Origin of the sequence: Pseudomonas sp. CCI4.2 (genome assembly GCF_034350045.1) — a bacterium.
Classification (GTDB): domain Bacteria; phylum Pseudomonadota; class Gammaproteobacteria; order Pseudomonadales; family Pseudomonadaceae; genus Aquipseudomonas.
This window is the reverse complement of record NZ_CP133781.1, coordinates 3,724,171-3,740,223: the sequence shown is the minus strand read 5'-3', so window position 1 is coordinate 3,740,223 and position 16,053 is coordinate 3,724,171. Positions and strand designations below refer to the sequence as shown.

General features: G+C 58.5%; 12 protein-coding genes. 11 read left to right on the top strand and 1 reads right to left on the bottom strand.

The annotated features are described in order from the left end of the window. Positions 1 to 17: 17 nt before the first annotated feature. Complete coding sequence (deoC, locus tag RHM65_RS17085) at positions 18 to 698, bottom strand: deoxyribose-phosphate aldolase (protein WP_322164781.1); 681 nt, start codon at positions 696 to 698, stop codon at positions 18 to 20. Between the two features lie 292 nt (positions 699 to 990). Between deoC and RHM65_RS17080 the strand changes: the two genes are divergently transcribed. From RHM65_RS17080 to RHM65_RS17030, 11 genes are all read left to right on the top strand, one after another. Continuing rightward, positions 991 to 1,968: a substrate-binding domain-containing protein gene (locus tag RHM65_RS17080; protein ID WP_322164783.1), complete on the top strand. Its 978-nt coding sequence runs from the start codon at positions 991 to 993 to the stop codon at positions 1,966 to 1,968. An 81-nt stretch (positions 1,969 to 2,049) separates the two neighbouring features. After that, a complete protein-coding gene (locus tag RHM65_RS17075) occupies positions 2,050 to 3,066 on the top strand; it encodes a galactitol-1-phosphate 5-dehydrogenase (protein ID WP_322164784.1) in 1,017 nt (338 codons plus the stop codon). 99 nt (positions 3,067 to 3,165) lie between these two features. Beyond that, positions 3,166 to 4,686, top strand: a complete 1,521-nt coding sequence (locus tag RHM65_RS17070) for an FGGY-family carbohydrate kinase (RefSeq protein WP_322164785.1) — start codon at positions 3,166 to 3,168, stop codon at positions 4,684 to 4,686. Further along, entirely contained in the window at positions 4,683 to 5,681 is a 999-nt protein-coding gene (locus RHM65_RS17065; protein ID WP_322164786.1) for a sugar-binding transcriptional regulator, read from the top strand. Before RHM65_RS17070 ends, RHM65_RS17065 begins: the two co-directional genes overlap by 4 nt. Beyond that, positions 5,674 to 7,170, top strand: coding sequence for a sugar ABC transporter ATP-binding protein (locus RHM65_RS17060; RefSeq protein ID WP_322164788.1), 1,497 nt, complete (start codon positions 5,674 to 5,676; stop codon positions 7,168 to 7,170). Before RHM65_RS17065 ends, RHM65_RS17060 begins: the two co-directional genes overlap by 8 nt. Continuing rightward, positions 7,167 to 8,195, top strand: a complete 1,029-nt coding sequence (locus RHM65_RS17055) for an ABC transporter permease (RefSeq protein WP_322164790.1) — start codon at positions 7,167 to 7,169, stop codon at positions 8,193 to 8,195. Before RHM65_RS17060 ends, RHM65_RS17055 begins: the two co-directional genes overlap by 4 nt. A gap of 832 nt (positions 8,196 to 9,027) precedes the next feature. After that, positions 9,028 to 10,182 carry an outer membrane beta-barrel protein gene (locus RHM65_RS17050; RefSeq protein WP_322164792.1) on the top strand — a complete coding sequence of 385 codons (1,155 nt, stop codon included), beginning with the start codon at positions 9,028 to 9,030 and terminating at the stop codon, positions 10,180 to 10,182. A gap of 120 nt (positions 10,183 to 10,302) precedes the next feature. Continuing rightward, positions 10,303 to 10,830 (top strand): polysaccharide biosynthesis/export family protein, encoded by a 528-nt coding sequence (locus RHM65_RS17045; RefSeq protein WP_322164794.1) that lies wholly within the window; start codon positions 10,303 to 10,305, stop codon positions 10,828 to 10,830. Between the two features lies 1 nt (position 10,831). After that, complete coding sequence (locus tag RHM65_RS17040) at positions 10,832 to 13,045, top strand: GumC family protein (RefSeq protein WP_322164796.1); 2,214 nt, start codon at positions 10,832 to 10,834, stop codon at positions 13,043 to 13,045. 74 nt (positions 13,046 to 13,119) lie between these two features. Continuing rightward, positions 13,120 to 14,511 carry an undecaprenyl-phosphate glucose phosphotransferase gene (locus RHM65_RS17035; RefSeq protein ID WP_322164798.1) on the top strand — a complete coding sequence of 464 codons (1,392 nt, stop codon included), beginning with the start codon at positions 13,120 to 13,122 and terminating at the stop codon, positions 14,509 to 14,511. Positions 14,512 to 14,605: 94 nt separating this feature from the next. Then, on the top strand, positions 14,606 to 15,967 hold the full coding sequence (locus RHM65_RS17030) for a lipopolysaccharide biosynthesis protein (protein ID WP_322164800.1): 1,362 nt from the start codon (positions 14,606 to 14,608) through the stop codon (positions 15,965 to 15,967). Positions 15,968 to 16,053: the final 86 nt, after the last annotated feature.

The following is a 16,053-nucleotide window of genomic DNA, read 5'->3' as shown; positions in this document are numbered from 1 at the left end:
CAGAGAGTGTCGCAAAATCAATACGCCTTTGCCGCAACCTTGCCGTTGCTGACGATGGAAATCCCGGAACTGGTGCCAAGGCGAGTGGCGCCTGCGTCGAGCATCGCTTGGGCGGTTGCTGCATCCCTTACGCCACCCGACGCCTTGACGCCGATATTCGGTCCGACCACTCGGCGCATCAGCAGCACGTCATCCAAGGTTGCGCCGCCATGCCCGAAGCCGGTGGAGGTTTTGACGAAGCCGACGTTCAAGTCGCGACAGATTTCGCAAGCGTGAATTTTCTCCGCGTCGTTAAGCAAACCGGTTTCAAGAATCACCTTAAGCGTGGTCCCTTGGCAGGCGCTCAACACCTGAGCGATGTCGTCACGCACTTGGTCCAGTAGACCGTCCTTGAGCCAACCAATATTGAGCACCATGTCGATTTCGCCGGCGCCGGCCTCAATGGCCGCACGGGCTTCAAACGCTTTGGCGACACTCAACCCCGCCCCTAACGGAAACCCGATCACCGCGCACACCAATGGCGATGCATCGCGCAAGCACTGAGCGGCCAGTGGCACGTTGGCGCTGTTGACACACACCGATTTGAAACCATGCTCGATGGCTTCTTCGCACAGGCGCCGAATGGCGGCTTGCGAGGCGTCAGCGGCAAGCAGCGTGTGGTCGATGTAGGCAGCAAAAACTGAGGCGGAGGCTGGCATGACGATGTCCTTTCCAAGGGCGCAGCGAGGCGGCTGCTGAATGTTACCTTTCGATCATTAAATGTTAATATTTTCACATTGTAAATATTTTTTTCACCCCCCCGCTTCGCCTAGTATCTAGACCACCAAGGTGCGGTAATTTTTTCTCATTTTGTTAGAACTATAACAAAATCGCCTTGACACATGACGACTTGGGGTCCAGATTTTCAAATGTGATGACTCATCACATTTGTGAGCGACACCCCAATGAGGGCGGCGCTTGACTCCAACAACAATAAAAATAGGAATCGCCATGTTGCAGATAGCCCGCACACCTGTTCATGCTTTTTCCCTGGCCCTTGCCATCAGCGCTGCCGTGCTGACCGGCATGCCCGCCTACGCCAACGACCTGAAAATTGGCTTCAGCCAAGTCACCCTGCAATCGCCTTTCTACGTGCAACTGCGCGACGGTGCCAAAGAAGCGGCCGCCAAAGACGGCGACACGCTGATCTTCCTGGATGCCAACGGCGACATCAGCAAACAAAACAACGACATTCAAGACTTGCTGACGCAGAAGGTCGATGTGCTGATTATCAACCCGGTCAACCCTGACTCCGTCGGTGCGGCGCTAGACGCGGCCAAGGCCGCCAAGGTGCCGGTGATTGCCGTGGACAGAGCGATCAACGGCGAGGTCGCGGCCAGCATCGGGCGCAATAACCAGAAGATGGGTGAACTGTCCGGCAGTGCGTTGCTTGCCGCCCTGAAAGCCAAAGGCGTGACCAAAGGCAAAGTCATCGAGATTCAGGGCGATGCCGGCGGCACGGTAATGAAGCAGCGCCGTGCCGGCTTCCACGCTGCTTTTAAAGGTAGCGATTTCAAAATCATCGATGGCCCCTACAGCGAATACATCCGCGCCAACGCCGTAACCGCCATGCAGGATTTGCTGCAAGCCAACCCTGACGTCAAAGCCGTGTTCGCCCACAACGACGACATGGCCATGGGTGCGTTGCAGGTTCTTAAAGAGCGCGGTTTGACGACGGTGCTGGTGGCCGGCGTCGACGGCTTGTCCGAAGCCATTAGCGCCATCGAAAACGGTGACCAGTACGTGGCCACCGCGTTGAACGACCCGCGCTATTTGGGCGAAATCGCCATCGACGCCGCACGCAAATTGGCCACCGGCAAAACCGTGGATACGTTTGTCGACGCCGGTACCGAGGCCGTGACCAAGGCCAACGCGGCTCAGGTCAAGCACGACGCGACCTTCGGTGAGTACCGCCCCGGCGCGCAATAAGCCTTATTTGATTCATGAACGTTTTGGGCGCCTCTCACGAGAAGTCTGCCCCTGCACGTCATTCACCAAGAGGATGTCATCGTGAAAGCAGCCGTCATGTACAAACCGGGGGATATCCGGGTCGAGGAAGTCGAAAAACCTACGGTCAAAGCCGGCCATGCTTTGGTACGTGTTGCCGCGTGCGGGGTATGCGGTTCGGATATTCCGCGCATGCTGAGCAAAGGCGCGCACCGCATGCCGCTGATTTGCGGCCATGAGTTTGCCGGTTTCATTGAAGAGATTGGCGACGGCGTAGAAGGCTATGCCCTCGGCGAGCTGGTCACCGTGCCGCCGATGATTCCCGACGTCAGCAGCGACCAATACCAGCGTGGTTTCCCATCGCGTTCGGAAAACTATGACTACTTTGGCAGCCGCCGCGATGGCGCGTATGCCGAGTTCGTCAACGTGCCGCTCACTAACCTGATCAAAGTCCCGGCGGGCATGGACCCGATTGCCGCCTCTCTGGTCGACCCGGCGGCGATTGCCCTACACGCCATCTGGAAAGCCGATTTCAAGGCGGGCCAAACCGGCGCGGTGGTGGGTTGCGGCCCCATTGGTTTGTTCGCCATCCAGTGGCTGAAATTGATGGGCGCCAAAGACATCGTCGCCATCGACATCGCCGAAGAAAAACTCGCTATGGCCCGTGAAGCCGGCGCCACCCAGACCCTGCTCAGTGGCGCACCTGATGCCGAACTGCCGCGCTGCCAACTGGTGATCGAAGCCGCTGGCCACCCGAGCTCTATCAACCAGGCGGTGCAACTGGCCAAAGCCGGCGGGCACGTGGTGTTCATCGGCATTCCGGTGAACGACGTCCCGATCAGCACCGCAACCTTCTCGCATTTTTTGCGTCAGGAAATCTCCCTGCACGGCGCTTGGAATTCGTTTTCCGCGCCTTTCCCTGGCGACGAATGGACCGCCGCCATCGACAAATTGGCCAGCGGCGAATTGCAGTGGAAGTTCATGATTACCCATGACCTGCCACTGTCGGACTTACCGGACATGTTCAAGCGCTATGCAGAACGCAAGGAGATCGCAGCGAAAGTGATCTTCCGGCCCTGAGCGCGTGACGTGGCTGGCGACCTAAACCGCTGGCCACCGGTCAGATGCAACGCAAACCAATAAAACAAGAAGCGTCGCCAGAGACGCAGGAGAACAACAATGACCCTGTTGCTGGGACTGGATTTCGGAACGGGTGGTGTCCGGGCCGGCTTATATGACCTCCACAGCCACAAGCTGGTGCAGGTCGCCGAGGCGCCTTACGCCACTGACTATCCGCAGTTGGGCTGGGCCGAGCAATCGCCGCTGGAATGGTGGTCGGCATTGGGCAGCGCGTGCCGAACCTTGATGATCCAGGCCGGGCACCCGCATGTAGCCGCCGTGTGCGTGGCGACCACCGCCTCCACGGTGGTCGCAGCCCGCAGCAATGGTGAGCCGTTACGCCCGGCGTTGTTATGGATGGACTGCCGCGCCACCGAACAATCCGCCCACACCGCCCGCGTGACGCACCCGATGATGAACGCCGGTGGCGATGCCGTGGAATGGCTGATCCCCAAAGCCATGTGGCTGGCGCACCACGAACCTCAGGTCTATGCCCAAGCGGATCGCATTTGCGAAGCGGTGGACTGGATCAATTATCAACTGACCGGTCGCTGGGTCGCCTCGCAATTGAACGCCAGCTGCAAATGGAACTACGACACCCTGAATCAATGTTTTCCGGTGGATTTGTATGCAGAACTCGGGGTGCCAGAACTGGCCGAAAAGCTCCCCCGTGAGGTGATCCCGGTAGGTGGTCGCATCGGTCAACTAAGCGCCAACGCCGCCAACCATTTAGGACTGAGCCGCGACACGCTGGTGGCCCAAGGCGGAATCGATGCGCACATGGCGATGCTCAGCGCCGGGACGACCGGGGCCGGAGAATTGCTGTTTATTGGCGGCACATCGGTGGTGCAGTTGATGCACACCCCGCAACGCATCGACGTACCCGGCATCTGGGGCCCCTACCCCGGCGCGCTGCTTGAAGGCCAATGGTTGATGGAAGGCGGCCAGGTCTCAGCCGGTTCGATTCTCAACTGGTTGGCGCAAAAGATATTTGGCCTCAACGCCGCCGAACATCAGCAGATGATTCAAAAAGCGGCCCAGCTACAACCGGGTTCCACCGGCTTGCTGGTGCTCGATTACTGGATGGGCAACCGCACGCCGTATCGCTCGCCGGATATGCGCGGGGCGATTCTGGGTTTATCCCTCAATCATGACCGGCACGATTTATACCGCGCCTCGGTGGAAGCGATTGCCCTCGGCTCGGCGAATATTTTTCACACCTGGCGCTCCCAAGGCATCGAGATCACGCGGGTGGTGGCGGCCGGTGGTTTTCAGAAAAATCCGTTGTGGCTGCAAGCAACCATTGATGCCACCGGCGTGCCGTTCGAAATGGTTGCCCATGATAATTTGACCCTGATTGGCACCGCCGCCGCTGCCGCCTGCGCACTGGGCGAGTTCGGCCATCTGCAGGAAGCGGCCGACAACTTCACCACCCGTGGCACCCTCATCGAACCGGACGCCCAAGCCCACGAGCAATACGTTGAGCTGTTAGGCCGCTATCGCGCCGCCACCGACAGCGTGGCGCCCATCAGTTGCAAACCTGCACTCGCCCCCTTGAGCGGCGTAAGGCCCATCGCATGAGCAACCTGACCGATTCAAAGATCCCGGAAACCTTGCCCGCCCGGCTGTCTTCCGATGCCCAGCGCGAGGATTTAATGGTCCAAGTGGCCAAGCTGTATTACGACCTGGAAAAGACCCAAAGCGATATTTCCAAAGAAACCGGGCTGACCCGCTGGCAAGTCAGCCGTTTGTTGCGTGAAGCCCGTGAAACCGGTGTGGTCAGAATCGAAATCATCCCGCGCTCCTCGCGCTTGCCCGAGTTGGAGGCTGCGTTACAGCGGCGTTTCGGCCTGCGCGAAGCCTTGGTGCTGGGCGTAGTCGGCGATGACAGCGGGCTGAATGCGGTGACTCAAGCTGCGGCGCGCTATGTGTGTAGCCTGCAACCGGCACCGGATTTGATCGGCGTGTCGTGGGGCCGAACCCTGACCAAAATGGCCCAGTGGTTGGTGCCGCGCTGGAACGAGTCGGTCAACGTGGTGTTGCTCAATGGCGCCATCAATACCCGCTCAGTGGGCGAGCCCAGCCATAACGTCGCCGAGCGTTTCGCCCATGCAGCACGCGGCCAAGCCACTTTATTGCCAGTGCCGGCGATTCTCGGCAATGCACGAACCCGCGAGGCGCTGGAACAGGACCCGATCATCGCGGCCGTATTGCGCTTGGGTGAACAGGCTTCCGTTGCGTGCTTCAGCCTCGGTGAACTAACCGCGCATTCGGTGCTGATGGAATCCGGTTATATAGACGCCGCACTGTTGGCCGAGCTGGAGCGGCGCGGCGCAGTGGGCGACATTATGGGCCGCTTCATTGGCGCCGATGGCCAAGTGGTGATGCCGGAACTGGATGACCGAACCCTGGGCCTGCGCCCTCAGGCACTGCGCGACAAAGCCTGGTCGATTGCCGTCTGTGTCGGCACGCACAAGCACCAGATCGCCAAAGCCTGTGTCCGCGCCGGGTACGTCAACGTACTCGCCACTGACGAAGCCACCGCCCGTTTCTTGTTGGAGCAGGACCATGAATGAATTGGCGCTCGAGATTCGTCACCTCGCTAAACGCTTTCCGCCTAACGTCATCGCGCTGACCGACGCGTCACTGACTGTGCGCCCCGGTGAAGTCCATTGTTTGCTCGGCGCGAATGGCGCCGGAAAAAGTACGTTATTGAAAATCGTCGCTGGCGCCCATCGGCCCGACGGCGGCGAAATGCTCGTCGGTGGTCGGCAGGTCGAGCTGAAAAGTCCGCAGCAAGCCCGTGAAGCCGGGATCGTAATGATCTATCAGGAACTGGACCTGATCGGGCAAATGACCGTCGAAGAAAACCTGATGCTCGGCTACACCCCCAGCCGCTTCGGGGTCATTTCCCGGGCCAAACGCAGCGCCCGGGCAGCGCTAGCCTTGAAACGGGTCGGCGCCCACTTCAGCGCCACGGCGCGGGTCGAAACCCTGTCTATCGCCAATCAACAACTGACGGCCATCGCCAGGGCATTGACTTGCGACGCCAAGCTGGTGGTGATGGATGAACCGTCTGCCGCGCTCAATGAAACTGAGTTGAAACGGGTGTTCCAGGTGATCCGTGAAATCACCGCCGCGGGCGTCGCCGTTTTGTACGTCAGCCACCGCTTGCACGAGATTCGCGAAATTGGCCATCGGGTGACGGTGCTGCGTGGCGGCTGCACGTTGGAAACCCGTGAATTGAGTGACGTCGACGACCAAGCCTTGATCAACGCTGTGGTCGGCGAACACCGGGCGTTGCTGGAACGCAGCGCCCGCACCCCGCCCCGCGCCGAGCTGGCGCTGAAGGTCGATAATTTGCACGGTGCCCAAGGGCTGGACGTTCATGGCCTTGAAGTGCGTCAGGGCGAAATCGTCGGCCTGGCCGGGCTCAACGGCGCCGGGCGCAGCAGCCTGCTTAAAGCCTTGTTCGGCTCCGGGCGATTCACCGGCAACATCCAACTGTTCGGGCACGCCTATAAACCCAACACCCCACGCGATGCCATTCGCCTGGGGGTGGGTCTGGTCCCGGAAAGTCGCAAAACCGAGGGCTTGATGCTGGATGCGCCGATCTACCGCAACGCCACGCTGGTGCACACCCATCGCTTGACCTGGTTTTCTCATTGGCAGGCCAAGCAGCGCACGGAGCCGGTACTCAAACGCCTGCAAACCAAGTTCGACAACCTGGACCAGCCGGTGCGGCAATTGTCCGGCGGCAATCAACAGAAAGTGGTCATGGCCAAGTGGGTCATCGAAGGCACGCGCTTGTTGCTGTTGGACGAACCGAGCCGTGGCCTTGATGTGGGCGCCAAGGCCGACTTGTACGCCTTGGCCCGCAGCCTGGCGCAGGAAGGCTCGGCAGTGCTGGTCGCCAGCAGCGAACTGGATGAGTTGTATGTCAACTGCGACCGCATCTGGGTGATGCATGAAGGCCGCAATGCGGAGTGTTTCGATCCATTGACCACTCCTCGCGATCACATCGAGCACGCCATCCTGACCGGTAAACGAGTGCACACATCATGACGACGACTAGCAACCCACTGCCTGCTTTCGAAAAAGTGTCTGTCTGCGGTCCCCCGCGCAGAAGCGCAGCCCTCGACTGGGTCATGCGTTATAACTTCGTGTTCATTTTTCTGTTGGCGGTGGTGGTCGCTACGTTTCTGTCCGATGACTTCCTGACCTTCGGCAACATCGCCAACCTGTTTCAACAAGGCGCCATCGTCGGCATCGTTGCCATCGGCATGACCTTCGTGATCCTGACAGCCAACATTGATCTGTCGGTGGGCAGTGTCTGCGCCTTCGGCGGGATCGTGGTCTCGGTGATGCTGCAACAACAGATCGGCAGTTGGCTCGCGGTACCGGCGACTTTAGTCGTCGGCGTGCTTATCGGCACCTTTATGGGCGGCATCACCGTGTTCGGCAAAGTCCCGAGTTTCATCGTGACGTTGGCGGGATTAGTGTCGCTGCGGGGCGCAACCTTTTTAGCGTCGGACGGCGCGCCCATCGGTAACTTGCCCGCAGGTTTTACCCGGATTGGCTCAGCGATGATCGACATCCTGCCCAGCCAAGGCATTGTGTTTCCGGTATTGGGTTTGATCTTCATTGTGATCACCGCCGTCGCCTGGTTGGTGCTGCGTTACACCGTGTTCGGTGAATACGTACTGGCCACGGGCGGCAATCTGGAAGCTGCGCGCTTATCCGGAGTTCCGGTGCGCACCGTGACCATTGCGGTGTTTGCCATTTGCGGCGGGCTCGCGGCCTTCGCCGGCATGCTCCTGACCTCGCGCTTACACGTGGGCCAACCCACGGCCGCCCAAGGGTTGGAACTGGATGCGATTGCCGCCGTGGTATTGGGCGGCACCAGCCTGTTCGGCGGACGCGGCAGCGTGGTAGGTACGGCAGTGGCCGTAATGCTGCTGCAAGTGCTGCGCAATATTTTCAACTTGCTGGGGCTGGGTTCGTTTTATCAAATGGCGATTACCGGGGTGATCATCGTCCTGGCCATTCTGTTGAATCGCCTGATCGACCACTACGCGGGCCGCACGTGAGCCGCCACGCGATGGCCGCAGTGATCTTCGACATGGACGGCTTGCTGCTGGACGCCTTCGGCACCTCTTATAAAACTACTTTTTAATCTGTTAAAAGCAATGGGTTGGCGCTGAGTTTTGTGTGTACATCCAGCATTTGTGGGGGGATGAAATTATGGTTTCGCTTTTACAGCGAGGCACCTTTTTCAAACGTCGGAACGCCGAACCGCAAAAAGGTCCCCCAAAACGCTTGCCCCACCATGCAGAACCTCGCTTAGGCTCGGTCTTCCCTCACTCCGGCGTCGCTTGCTTCATCGCCAACACGCCGGCTACCGGCGCTTTGGCCATTCCAAGGTAAGACCGTATGTCGCCGCAGAACTGCCTGTCGCTGTCCGTTTGTCGTCCAACACACCAAAGTCAAAAACTTCCACTCATAATCAAGCCTTCGAGCGATTCGGTCGGTGGCGGACAATAGTCTGAACCGAGGCCATTCGAGGGTCGCCGAAGTGTCCCTTTGTAGTTTCCCTGAACGCGACGTTCGTTCGCGAAGGGAGTACCGCAGTCATCGGCTGTCTATGCCGCATTACGCATAGTTGATGTAATAAACATGCAGCTTGTGCTCCCGAGCATGGCTTGGGCGGTAGCATTGTTTTTTTCCTTCTCGCACCCTGCCAACAGTCGTCGTGATTGCACGCGCAGTCCGCCGCGTTGCCCTGAAGACTTTCACGGGCACTGACCGGCATAAAACCTTCATGGATGTTTACCACCGACACGTTCCAGGTTGTTCTGGAGGGGGTTGAGCCGAGTATTTTTTACCACGCTGCTTCTATCGCACTGCGAGAAAGGATCCTTGATGAATGACAGGCAACGTTTGTTGACGTTACTCGTACTTGTGCCTTTCCCGATGATCGCTATGGCGGATGAACCGCAAAGTGTGGAACTGGGTGGCTTTGATTTCACGCCGACGCTGAAAATCGGCGAGCGTTATGACGATAACTTCCGAACATTGCCCAATCAGGTTGAATCCTCCTGGATTACATCCGTGCGTCCAACGTTTGTGTTGGAAACGCAAACCCGCACCAGTGGCTATCAACTTGAGTACGACGTCGACAGCCTGACGTACCAAGACCATGCCGACGCCGACCATGTTGATCAGCACGTCATGGCCAAAAGCATCGTAGAGTTTGATTCGCGTAATCGTCTGAACTGGGAGCTGGGCTATCGCCGCGCCGAAAACACAGTGCAAACCGCCCAGCCGCGGGAGAACGACAAGTACACCTTGAAGAACGCTGATTTGGGCTACAGTTTCGGCGTGCTCAGTGGCATGAACCAAATTGATCTGTTGGCCGAATATCAACAGCTACGTTACCGCAACAGCGATGGAATCAATGATGACAAGGAACACAACACCACCATCCTCGTCGCGACTTGGTTTCACCGCCTCGGCGGTAGCACCCGCGCGTTGGTTGAAGTGCGCCACAGTGATTTTGATTATTTGCTCCACGACAGCACCCGAAACAGTACCGGCGATGCTGCGTTAGTCGGCGTTACACGGGACGTCAGCGCCAAAGTCAGTGGCAGCGTGCGGGTAGGTTATGAACGCAAAGACTTCGAGGGCGTGGCCAATGATTACAGCAGCCCAACGTGGGAAGTCGGCGTGGACTGGAAGCCGCGCACCTATTCCACGTTCTCTCTGAATGCAAGCAAAAAATACGAAGAAGGCGACGACGGTTCCTACACCGTCCACGACACCAGCACCCGTCTGGGTTGGCGACATACCTGGTCGCCGTGGATCGCGTCGGAGATCGATTACCGTTATGCAGACCTTCAATACCTGGGTATCGGGCGCGACGACAAACTCAACACCTACGGCGCTTCACTGATTTACTCAGCCACCCGCTGGGCTGACATCACCCTGGGCTACCAGCGTTGGGAAAACGACTCGAACTTCAGCGACCAGACCTACACCCGCAACGTATTTATGTTGAGTATTGCGTTGAGTCTTTGATTTAGCTGGGCGCCAGAACACGTCCCCGTCTTCGACGCCGTGCTGTCGCGCAGCAACACCGGGCAATTGTTAAATATTCAATTCAACAGGTTACGCGGTGCTTGATAAGAGGTATCCCTTATGTTCATCCGTCAATTCGTTATCGCGGCGTTGCTGATGGTGTGCAGCCTGCCGATTTTTGCGGCGGCTCAGTATCAGCTCAGTTCCGGCGATGTGATCAATATCAACGTCTTCGGCGAATCCGACCTCAGTTTCAAAGAGATCCGACTAACCGACGCCGGGACGTTTTCCTATCCGTTCATTGGCGAAATCAACGCCAAGGGCTTAACCCCCACCGAGGTGGAAAAGCTGATCACCGACAAACTCAAGGACGGCTATTTAGTCGCCCCGCGGGTTTCAGTCAGCGTGCTCACGTATCGACAGTTTTACATCAGCGGTGAGGTCAAGTTACCGGGTGGCTATCCGTTCCAGCCGGGGTTGACCCTGGACCGCGCCATCGCAGTAGCCGGTGGGCTGACAGAGCGTGCGTCGGATAAGCGCATCAGTATTGTGCGCGGCACTGACCCGACCCGTAGAAGCCTCAAAGCGAGCTTGAACACGTTGGTCGAACCGGGTGACACCATCACCATTGAACAGGGGTTCTTTTGACATGGGCCAGATCAGCATCAGCAGACGTGACGTGCCAAAGCGTTACATGGCGCCGCTGGAAGATGACAGGGACTTCATCGACTCGCGCAAAATCGGGCATACGCTGTGGGGCCGCAAGTGGAGCATTCTGGCCCTCGCTATCTTGGCCACGATGCTGGCGGCGGTCCTTATGCAATCGATCACGCCGGATTATCGCGCTGTGGCGTCGCTGGTCATCGAACCCAAGGGCGCGATGCTTATTTCATTCCAGCAAACCGCCGACCCGAATAATCCAACCAACGATTACCTGCAAACCCAGATCAGCCTGATCCAGAGCCGGGCCGTGGCCGAGCGCGCGGTGCGCCAGTTGAACCTTACCGAGCACCCTGAGTTCGACCCGCGTCAACGGCTGTACCTTATGCCGCGCATTAAAATGCTGATGGCGCGTATACAACCCGAATGGTTCCCACCCAGCTGGAGCCAGAACCCGCCGCTGACGCCGACTGAAGTGTTCGATGGTACCGTGCTGGAATTGATGGAACACACTTCGGTGTCATCCGTGGGTAAAAGCCAGGTGGTGACTATCGGCGTGACGCTCAACGACAAAGAGACCGCTGCGCTTGCCGCCAACGCCTTGGCCCAAGGCTATCTGGACAGCCGCCTCGACGCGCAAATTAGCGACTCGTTGACCGCCAGCCGTTGGATGAACACACGTTTGGTTGAGTTGCGCACCCAGTTGCAACAGTCCGAAAACAAACTGCAAAGCTACCGCGATGCTGAAGGACTCGTGGACGTTGACGGCGTGGTGACCATCAGCGCCAACGAGCTGTCGAAAAACAGCGATAACATGGTCGCGGCGAGGCGCGAGCGGGCTGAGGCGCAGAGCCAATACCAACAAGTGCAGGGCATGGGCTCTAAAGGCTCGGATCAGATGTCGAGCATCCCGGCAGTGATCAACAACCCGGTCATTCAGCAGTTCCAGGCCGACGAAGCGCGGGCCCAAGCCAAGGTCGATGAGCTGTCGCGGCGCTATGGCGACCGCCACCCGAAAATGCTCGCGGCACGCTCTGATCTTGCGGCCGCTCAGGCGAGCATGCGCATCCAGGTCAACCAAGTGGTGGCCGGGCTCAAGCGTAATTATCAGTTGGCCCAGGCCAACGAGGACTCATTGCGCGCGTCGGTCAATAGCAGCCGCGCGCAAATTCAAGACATTTCGCGTAAAGAGTTCAAGCTGCGTGAATTGCAGCGCGATGTAGAAAGCAATCGCTCGTTGTACGACACCTTTCTCACCCGCCTGCGCGAGACCACGGCGACCGCCGATATCGGGCTAAGCAACGCCCGCATTGTCGACGAAGCCATCGTGCCGCAGCAGCCCAATACACCGCGTAAATCCTTGATGCTGTCGATTGTGGCGGTATTGGCATTAGGCGTCGGCTGCGCCTTGGCGCTACTGCGCGACGCCATGAAAAACACCTTCAAATCCAGCGATGAGGTTGAGAAGAAACTGCGCTTGCCGGTGCTGGGTGTGGTGCCGTTGCTGCAAAAGAAAAACCGCGCACGCATTGCTCGTCAATTCGAGCGCAACGACAACGCGGGCTTCAATGAGGCGATTCGAACCTTGCGAACGGGTGTGATGCTCAGCGACATCGAAAACCGACGCCGGGTGGTGGTGGTTACTTCTTCGGTGCCCGGCGAAGGTAAAAGCGCAGTCGCCGTTAATCTTGCCTGCGCGTTGGGACGCCTGGAACGGGTGCTGTTGATTGAAGCCGATTTACGGCGGCCGACCCTGGCCCGAAACGTTGGTCTGAATAATGAGAAAGTGGGCTTGGCGGACTTGATCAGCGGCAGTGCCCGCAGTGAAGAGTGTATTAAGCGGGTCAGTGGTATCGACGTTCTGCCCGCTGGAGAGGTGCCGTCCAATCCGCTGGAGCTGCTTGCATCGCCACGCTTCAGCAGTTTTCTGGAATGGGCCAAACAACGTTATGACCGAATTATCATCGACTCTCCCGCCAGTCAGTCCGTCAGTGACGCGGCACTGTTATGTGCAATGGCGGATGCCGTGCTTTACGTCGTCAAATCCGACAGCACCTCTGCGCCACAGGTCCAGCGCGGGGTGGGTGAGTTGTTGCGCAATGGGGCGCCCGTGACTGGCGTGGTGCTCAACCAAGTCTCTGCGACCAACGCTCGGTATGGCCATCAAGGGTATTACGGCTATTTGCCCGGCGAGACAACTTAGACCGTTACCGCAATCAATAGCACCGGCCTGGGCGGGGATTTACAGGCATGCGGCGATCACTGGGAGCTACGAGCATGATTGCTCGACGCCTACACCCTTCGGTCAATCGGCGCGGCCTGACGTTCTGGAGCCAGTGGTTTTGCGCAACGGGAGCGTCCAGCCTCGCCTTTTGCCTCTTGGTGTTCTTCACGTTTGGCTATATCCCCCCGTCCTACCGGGTGCTGGTGGTACTCGGCGTGCTGTGTTCGGTGCCGATCTACAGCGCGTTGCACGTGTACCACAAGCGCTTCGGCTATGGCTCGGGGCTGTTGCGGTTGCTGATTGGCTGGGCGGTACTGATGGTCGCTTTGATTGGAATGTTACGGTTGTGCAAGGTCTACACCGGCCTTGACTACCGGTTGCTGGCGAAAGCCGCGTTACTGGGTTTTTTGGCGCAGGCCTTCACGTTTGTGCCGCTGCACTGCCTGATGAACCTGCACGCGCGGCGGCTACGTTTCGAGCGCACGTCGGTGATCATTGGCACCAGTGTGCTGGCGTATACCCTGGCCAAAAGGCTGCGCAAGCGCGTTCCAATTGTGGGACTAGTATCGACCGACGCCCATGCCGAGGACGTGCAGCTCGACGCTAATTTGCCCATTCTGGTTGGATTGCCAACGCTGACCGATTTGGTCAAAAGCGGTAAGGTTCGGCGGGTGTATATCGCCCTCTCACTGAGTGAGTCAGCTCGAATCGAGGCGCTGTACCGCGAGCTGCTCGACCTGAACGTCGATGTCGTCTGGGTGCCGGACTTCAGCGGCATGACACTGCTTAATCCCTCCTTCTCGCAGATAGAACAATTCCCCGCCATTTACCTCAATGAAACGCCACTTAGTTCTCATCCGGCGTCAGCCTTCGGCAAAGAATTATTTGATCGCGTGGTGGCCTTGATCACGCTGATTATCTTGTTCCCGGTGCTGCTGGCCGTAGCGATTGCCGTGAAACTGTCGTCCCCCGGCCCGGTGTTTTTCCGCCAGCCGCGTCATGGCTGCAACGGCACCGTGATTCAAGTGTGGAAGTTTCGCTCCATGCGCCAGCACGATGACGAGGCCGTCAAACAGGCGACCCAAGGCGATCCACGCGTTACCCGTGTCGGCGCGTTTTTGCGGCGCAGCTCAATGGACGAACTGCCGCAACTGATCAACGTACTGCGCGGCGAAATGGCGCTGGTAGGTCCACGCCCGCATGCGATCACCCACAACAACTATTACGGCGACAAAATTCTGGCCTACATGGCCCGGCACCGGATCAAACCCGGCATCACCGGATTGGCGCAAGTCAACGGCTATCGAGGTGAGACCGAGACCCTGGAAAAAATGCAACGCCGGGTCGAACAGGACTTGGCATATATCAATCACTGGTCGCTTTGGCTGGACATCAAAATTCTGCTCAAAACGCCGTTCACCTTGTTCTCGCGGAATATCTATTAAACGGTATCTGTAAAAGCCTGTAGGAGCGAACACGGTGTTTATTGCGCACCCGCGCGGAGTAGTTTTGAAGCGTTTGACCGGCGCGGAGAAGGTAATGATAGACCCCCAATTAAGCGCCTCGGCACCGCAATCACGCAGGGTAGGATGGCGCGCCGGGCTGCAGCAGTTTTACCGGGGCCGCCTGGTGCGCAACATTCTGACGACCATTTCCGGCAGCGCGGGAGCCCAAGCAATCAACTTGGCGCTGATTCCCGTGATCATGCGCATCTATGGTCCGGACGCATTCGGGGTAGTCGGGACCTTCCAGAGCCTGATCATTATTCTGATTCCGTGGTGCGCATTGACTTACCCCATGGCAATTGTGCTTCCCGTACGCGACGACGATGCCCGAGGATTAATCCGGTTGTCGCTGCTGATAGCGGCCACGGTTTGCGCGGCGTCGGCTCTGTTGCTTTATGGCTACGGCGCGCAGTTCGCCGCGTCACTGGGCATCGACATCCTGACCCCGTACCTGATGCTGCTTCCCATCGTCATGTTCAGTTCCGCGGTGCTGGAGATCACGCAACAGTGGCTTTACCGAACCCAGCGTTTCAGCCTGACAGCCCGAGCTGCGACCCTTCATGCCCTGCTCTACAACGCTACCCGCAGCCTCGCGGGCTTGATCCAGTCGTCGGCCCCGGTGCTGGTGGTGACCAGCGCGCTTTACTACGTCATTCACAGTTCTCTGTTACTGATCGGCATCCGTTTGGGTGGCGATCAGATCCCTTTGTCAAATGCCCACCCGTCGGACGTCGGACAGCGCAAAAGCCTGCGGCAACTGGCATTGGACTACCGAGACTTCCCGGTTTACCGCGCGCCACAAGTATTGATCAATGCGCTGTCGGTGCACATGCCGACGCTGGTCCTGGCGTCTGCTTTCGGCGCAGTGCCCGCAGGCTTCTTTGCGTTGTGCCTGCAAGTGCTGGCGATGCCGAGTAATTTTATTGGCAAGGCCGTGGGCAGCGTTTATTACCCGCGCATCACTCAGGCGACCCACGCCCACGAACCGGTGACCCGCTTGTTGGCACGAGGAGTGGCAGGCATGGCGCTGGCCGGGTTGGTGCCCTTCGCCACCTTGGCTATCGCCGGGCCGTGGCTGTTTGGCTTGGCGTTTGGTGCGCAATGGGAACCCGCCGGCGAGTACGCGCGTTGGCTGGCGCTGTCCGAATTTGCAGGGTTTATCGGTGGTCCTTGTCAGGTAGCCATTCCCGCGTTGTCGTTGCAGAAGCGCTTTTTGGTGTTCGAGATCGTCAGCACCAGCCTTCGAATTTCAGCGGTGTTTACCGGCGCGTTGTTCTTTAAAGAAGCGCTGGCGGTGGTCATGGCGTTTGCCGCCGCGAACGTCGTCATCAACCTGTCGATGATCGCCATTGTGCTGTTTGAGGGGCATCGCGGGTATCGCCGCCAAATCGCCTGAACACTCGTATTTCCGCATCGGCGGTGTGTCGATCCCCTCGGTGTTCGACACGTTATCAGTTCCCCTCAACACGTGACTGAGCAGGT

Bases quoted from the DNA above. Each gene is read 5' to 3' on its own strand.
- deoC (WP_322164781.1), bottom strand. From the start codon at position 698: ATGCCAGCCTCCGCCTCAGTTTTTGCTGCCTACATCGACCACACGCTG.
- RHM65_RS17080 (WP_322164783.1), top strand. From the start codon at position 991: ATGTTGCAGATAGCCCGCACACCTGTTCATGCTTTTTCCCTGGCCCTT.
- RHM65_RS17070 (WP_322164785.1), top strand. From the start codon at position 3,166: ATGACCCTGTTGCTGGGACTGGATTTCGGAACGGGTGGTGTCCGGGCC.
- RHM65_RS17065 (WP_322164786.1), top strand. From the start codon at position 4,683: ATGAGCAACCTGACCGATTCAAAGATCCCGGAAACCTTGCCCGCCCGG.
- RHM65_RS17060 (WP_322164788.1), top strand. From the start codon at position 5,674: ATGAATGAATTGGCGCTCGAGATTCGTCACCTCGCTAAACGCTTTCCG.
- RHM65_RS17055 (WP_322164790.1), top strand. From the start codon at position 7,167: ATGACGACGACTAGCAACCCACTGCCTGCTTTCGAAAAAGTGTCTGTC.
- RHM65_RS17050 (WP_322164792.1), top strand. From the start codon at position 9,028: ATGAATGACAGGCAACGTTTGTTGACGTTACTCGTACTTGTGCCTTTC.
- RHM65_RS17045 (WP_322164794.1), top strand. From the start codon at position 10,303: ATGTTCATCCGTCAATTCGTTATCGCGGCGTTGCTGATGGTGTGCAGC.
- RHM65_RS17040 (WP_322164796.1), top strand. From the start codon at position 10,832: ATGGGCCAGATCAGCATCAGCAGACGTGACGTGCCAAAGCGTTACATG.
- RHM65_RS17035 (WP_322164798.1), top strand. From the start codon at position 13,120: ATGATTGCTCGACGCCTACACCCTTCGGTCAATCGGCGCGGCCTGACG.
- RHM65_RS17030 (WP_322164800.1), top strand. From the start codon at position 14,606: ATGATAGACCCCCAATTAAGCGCCTCGGCACCGCAATCACGCAGGGTA.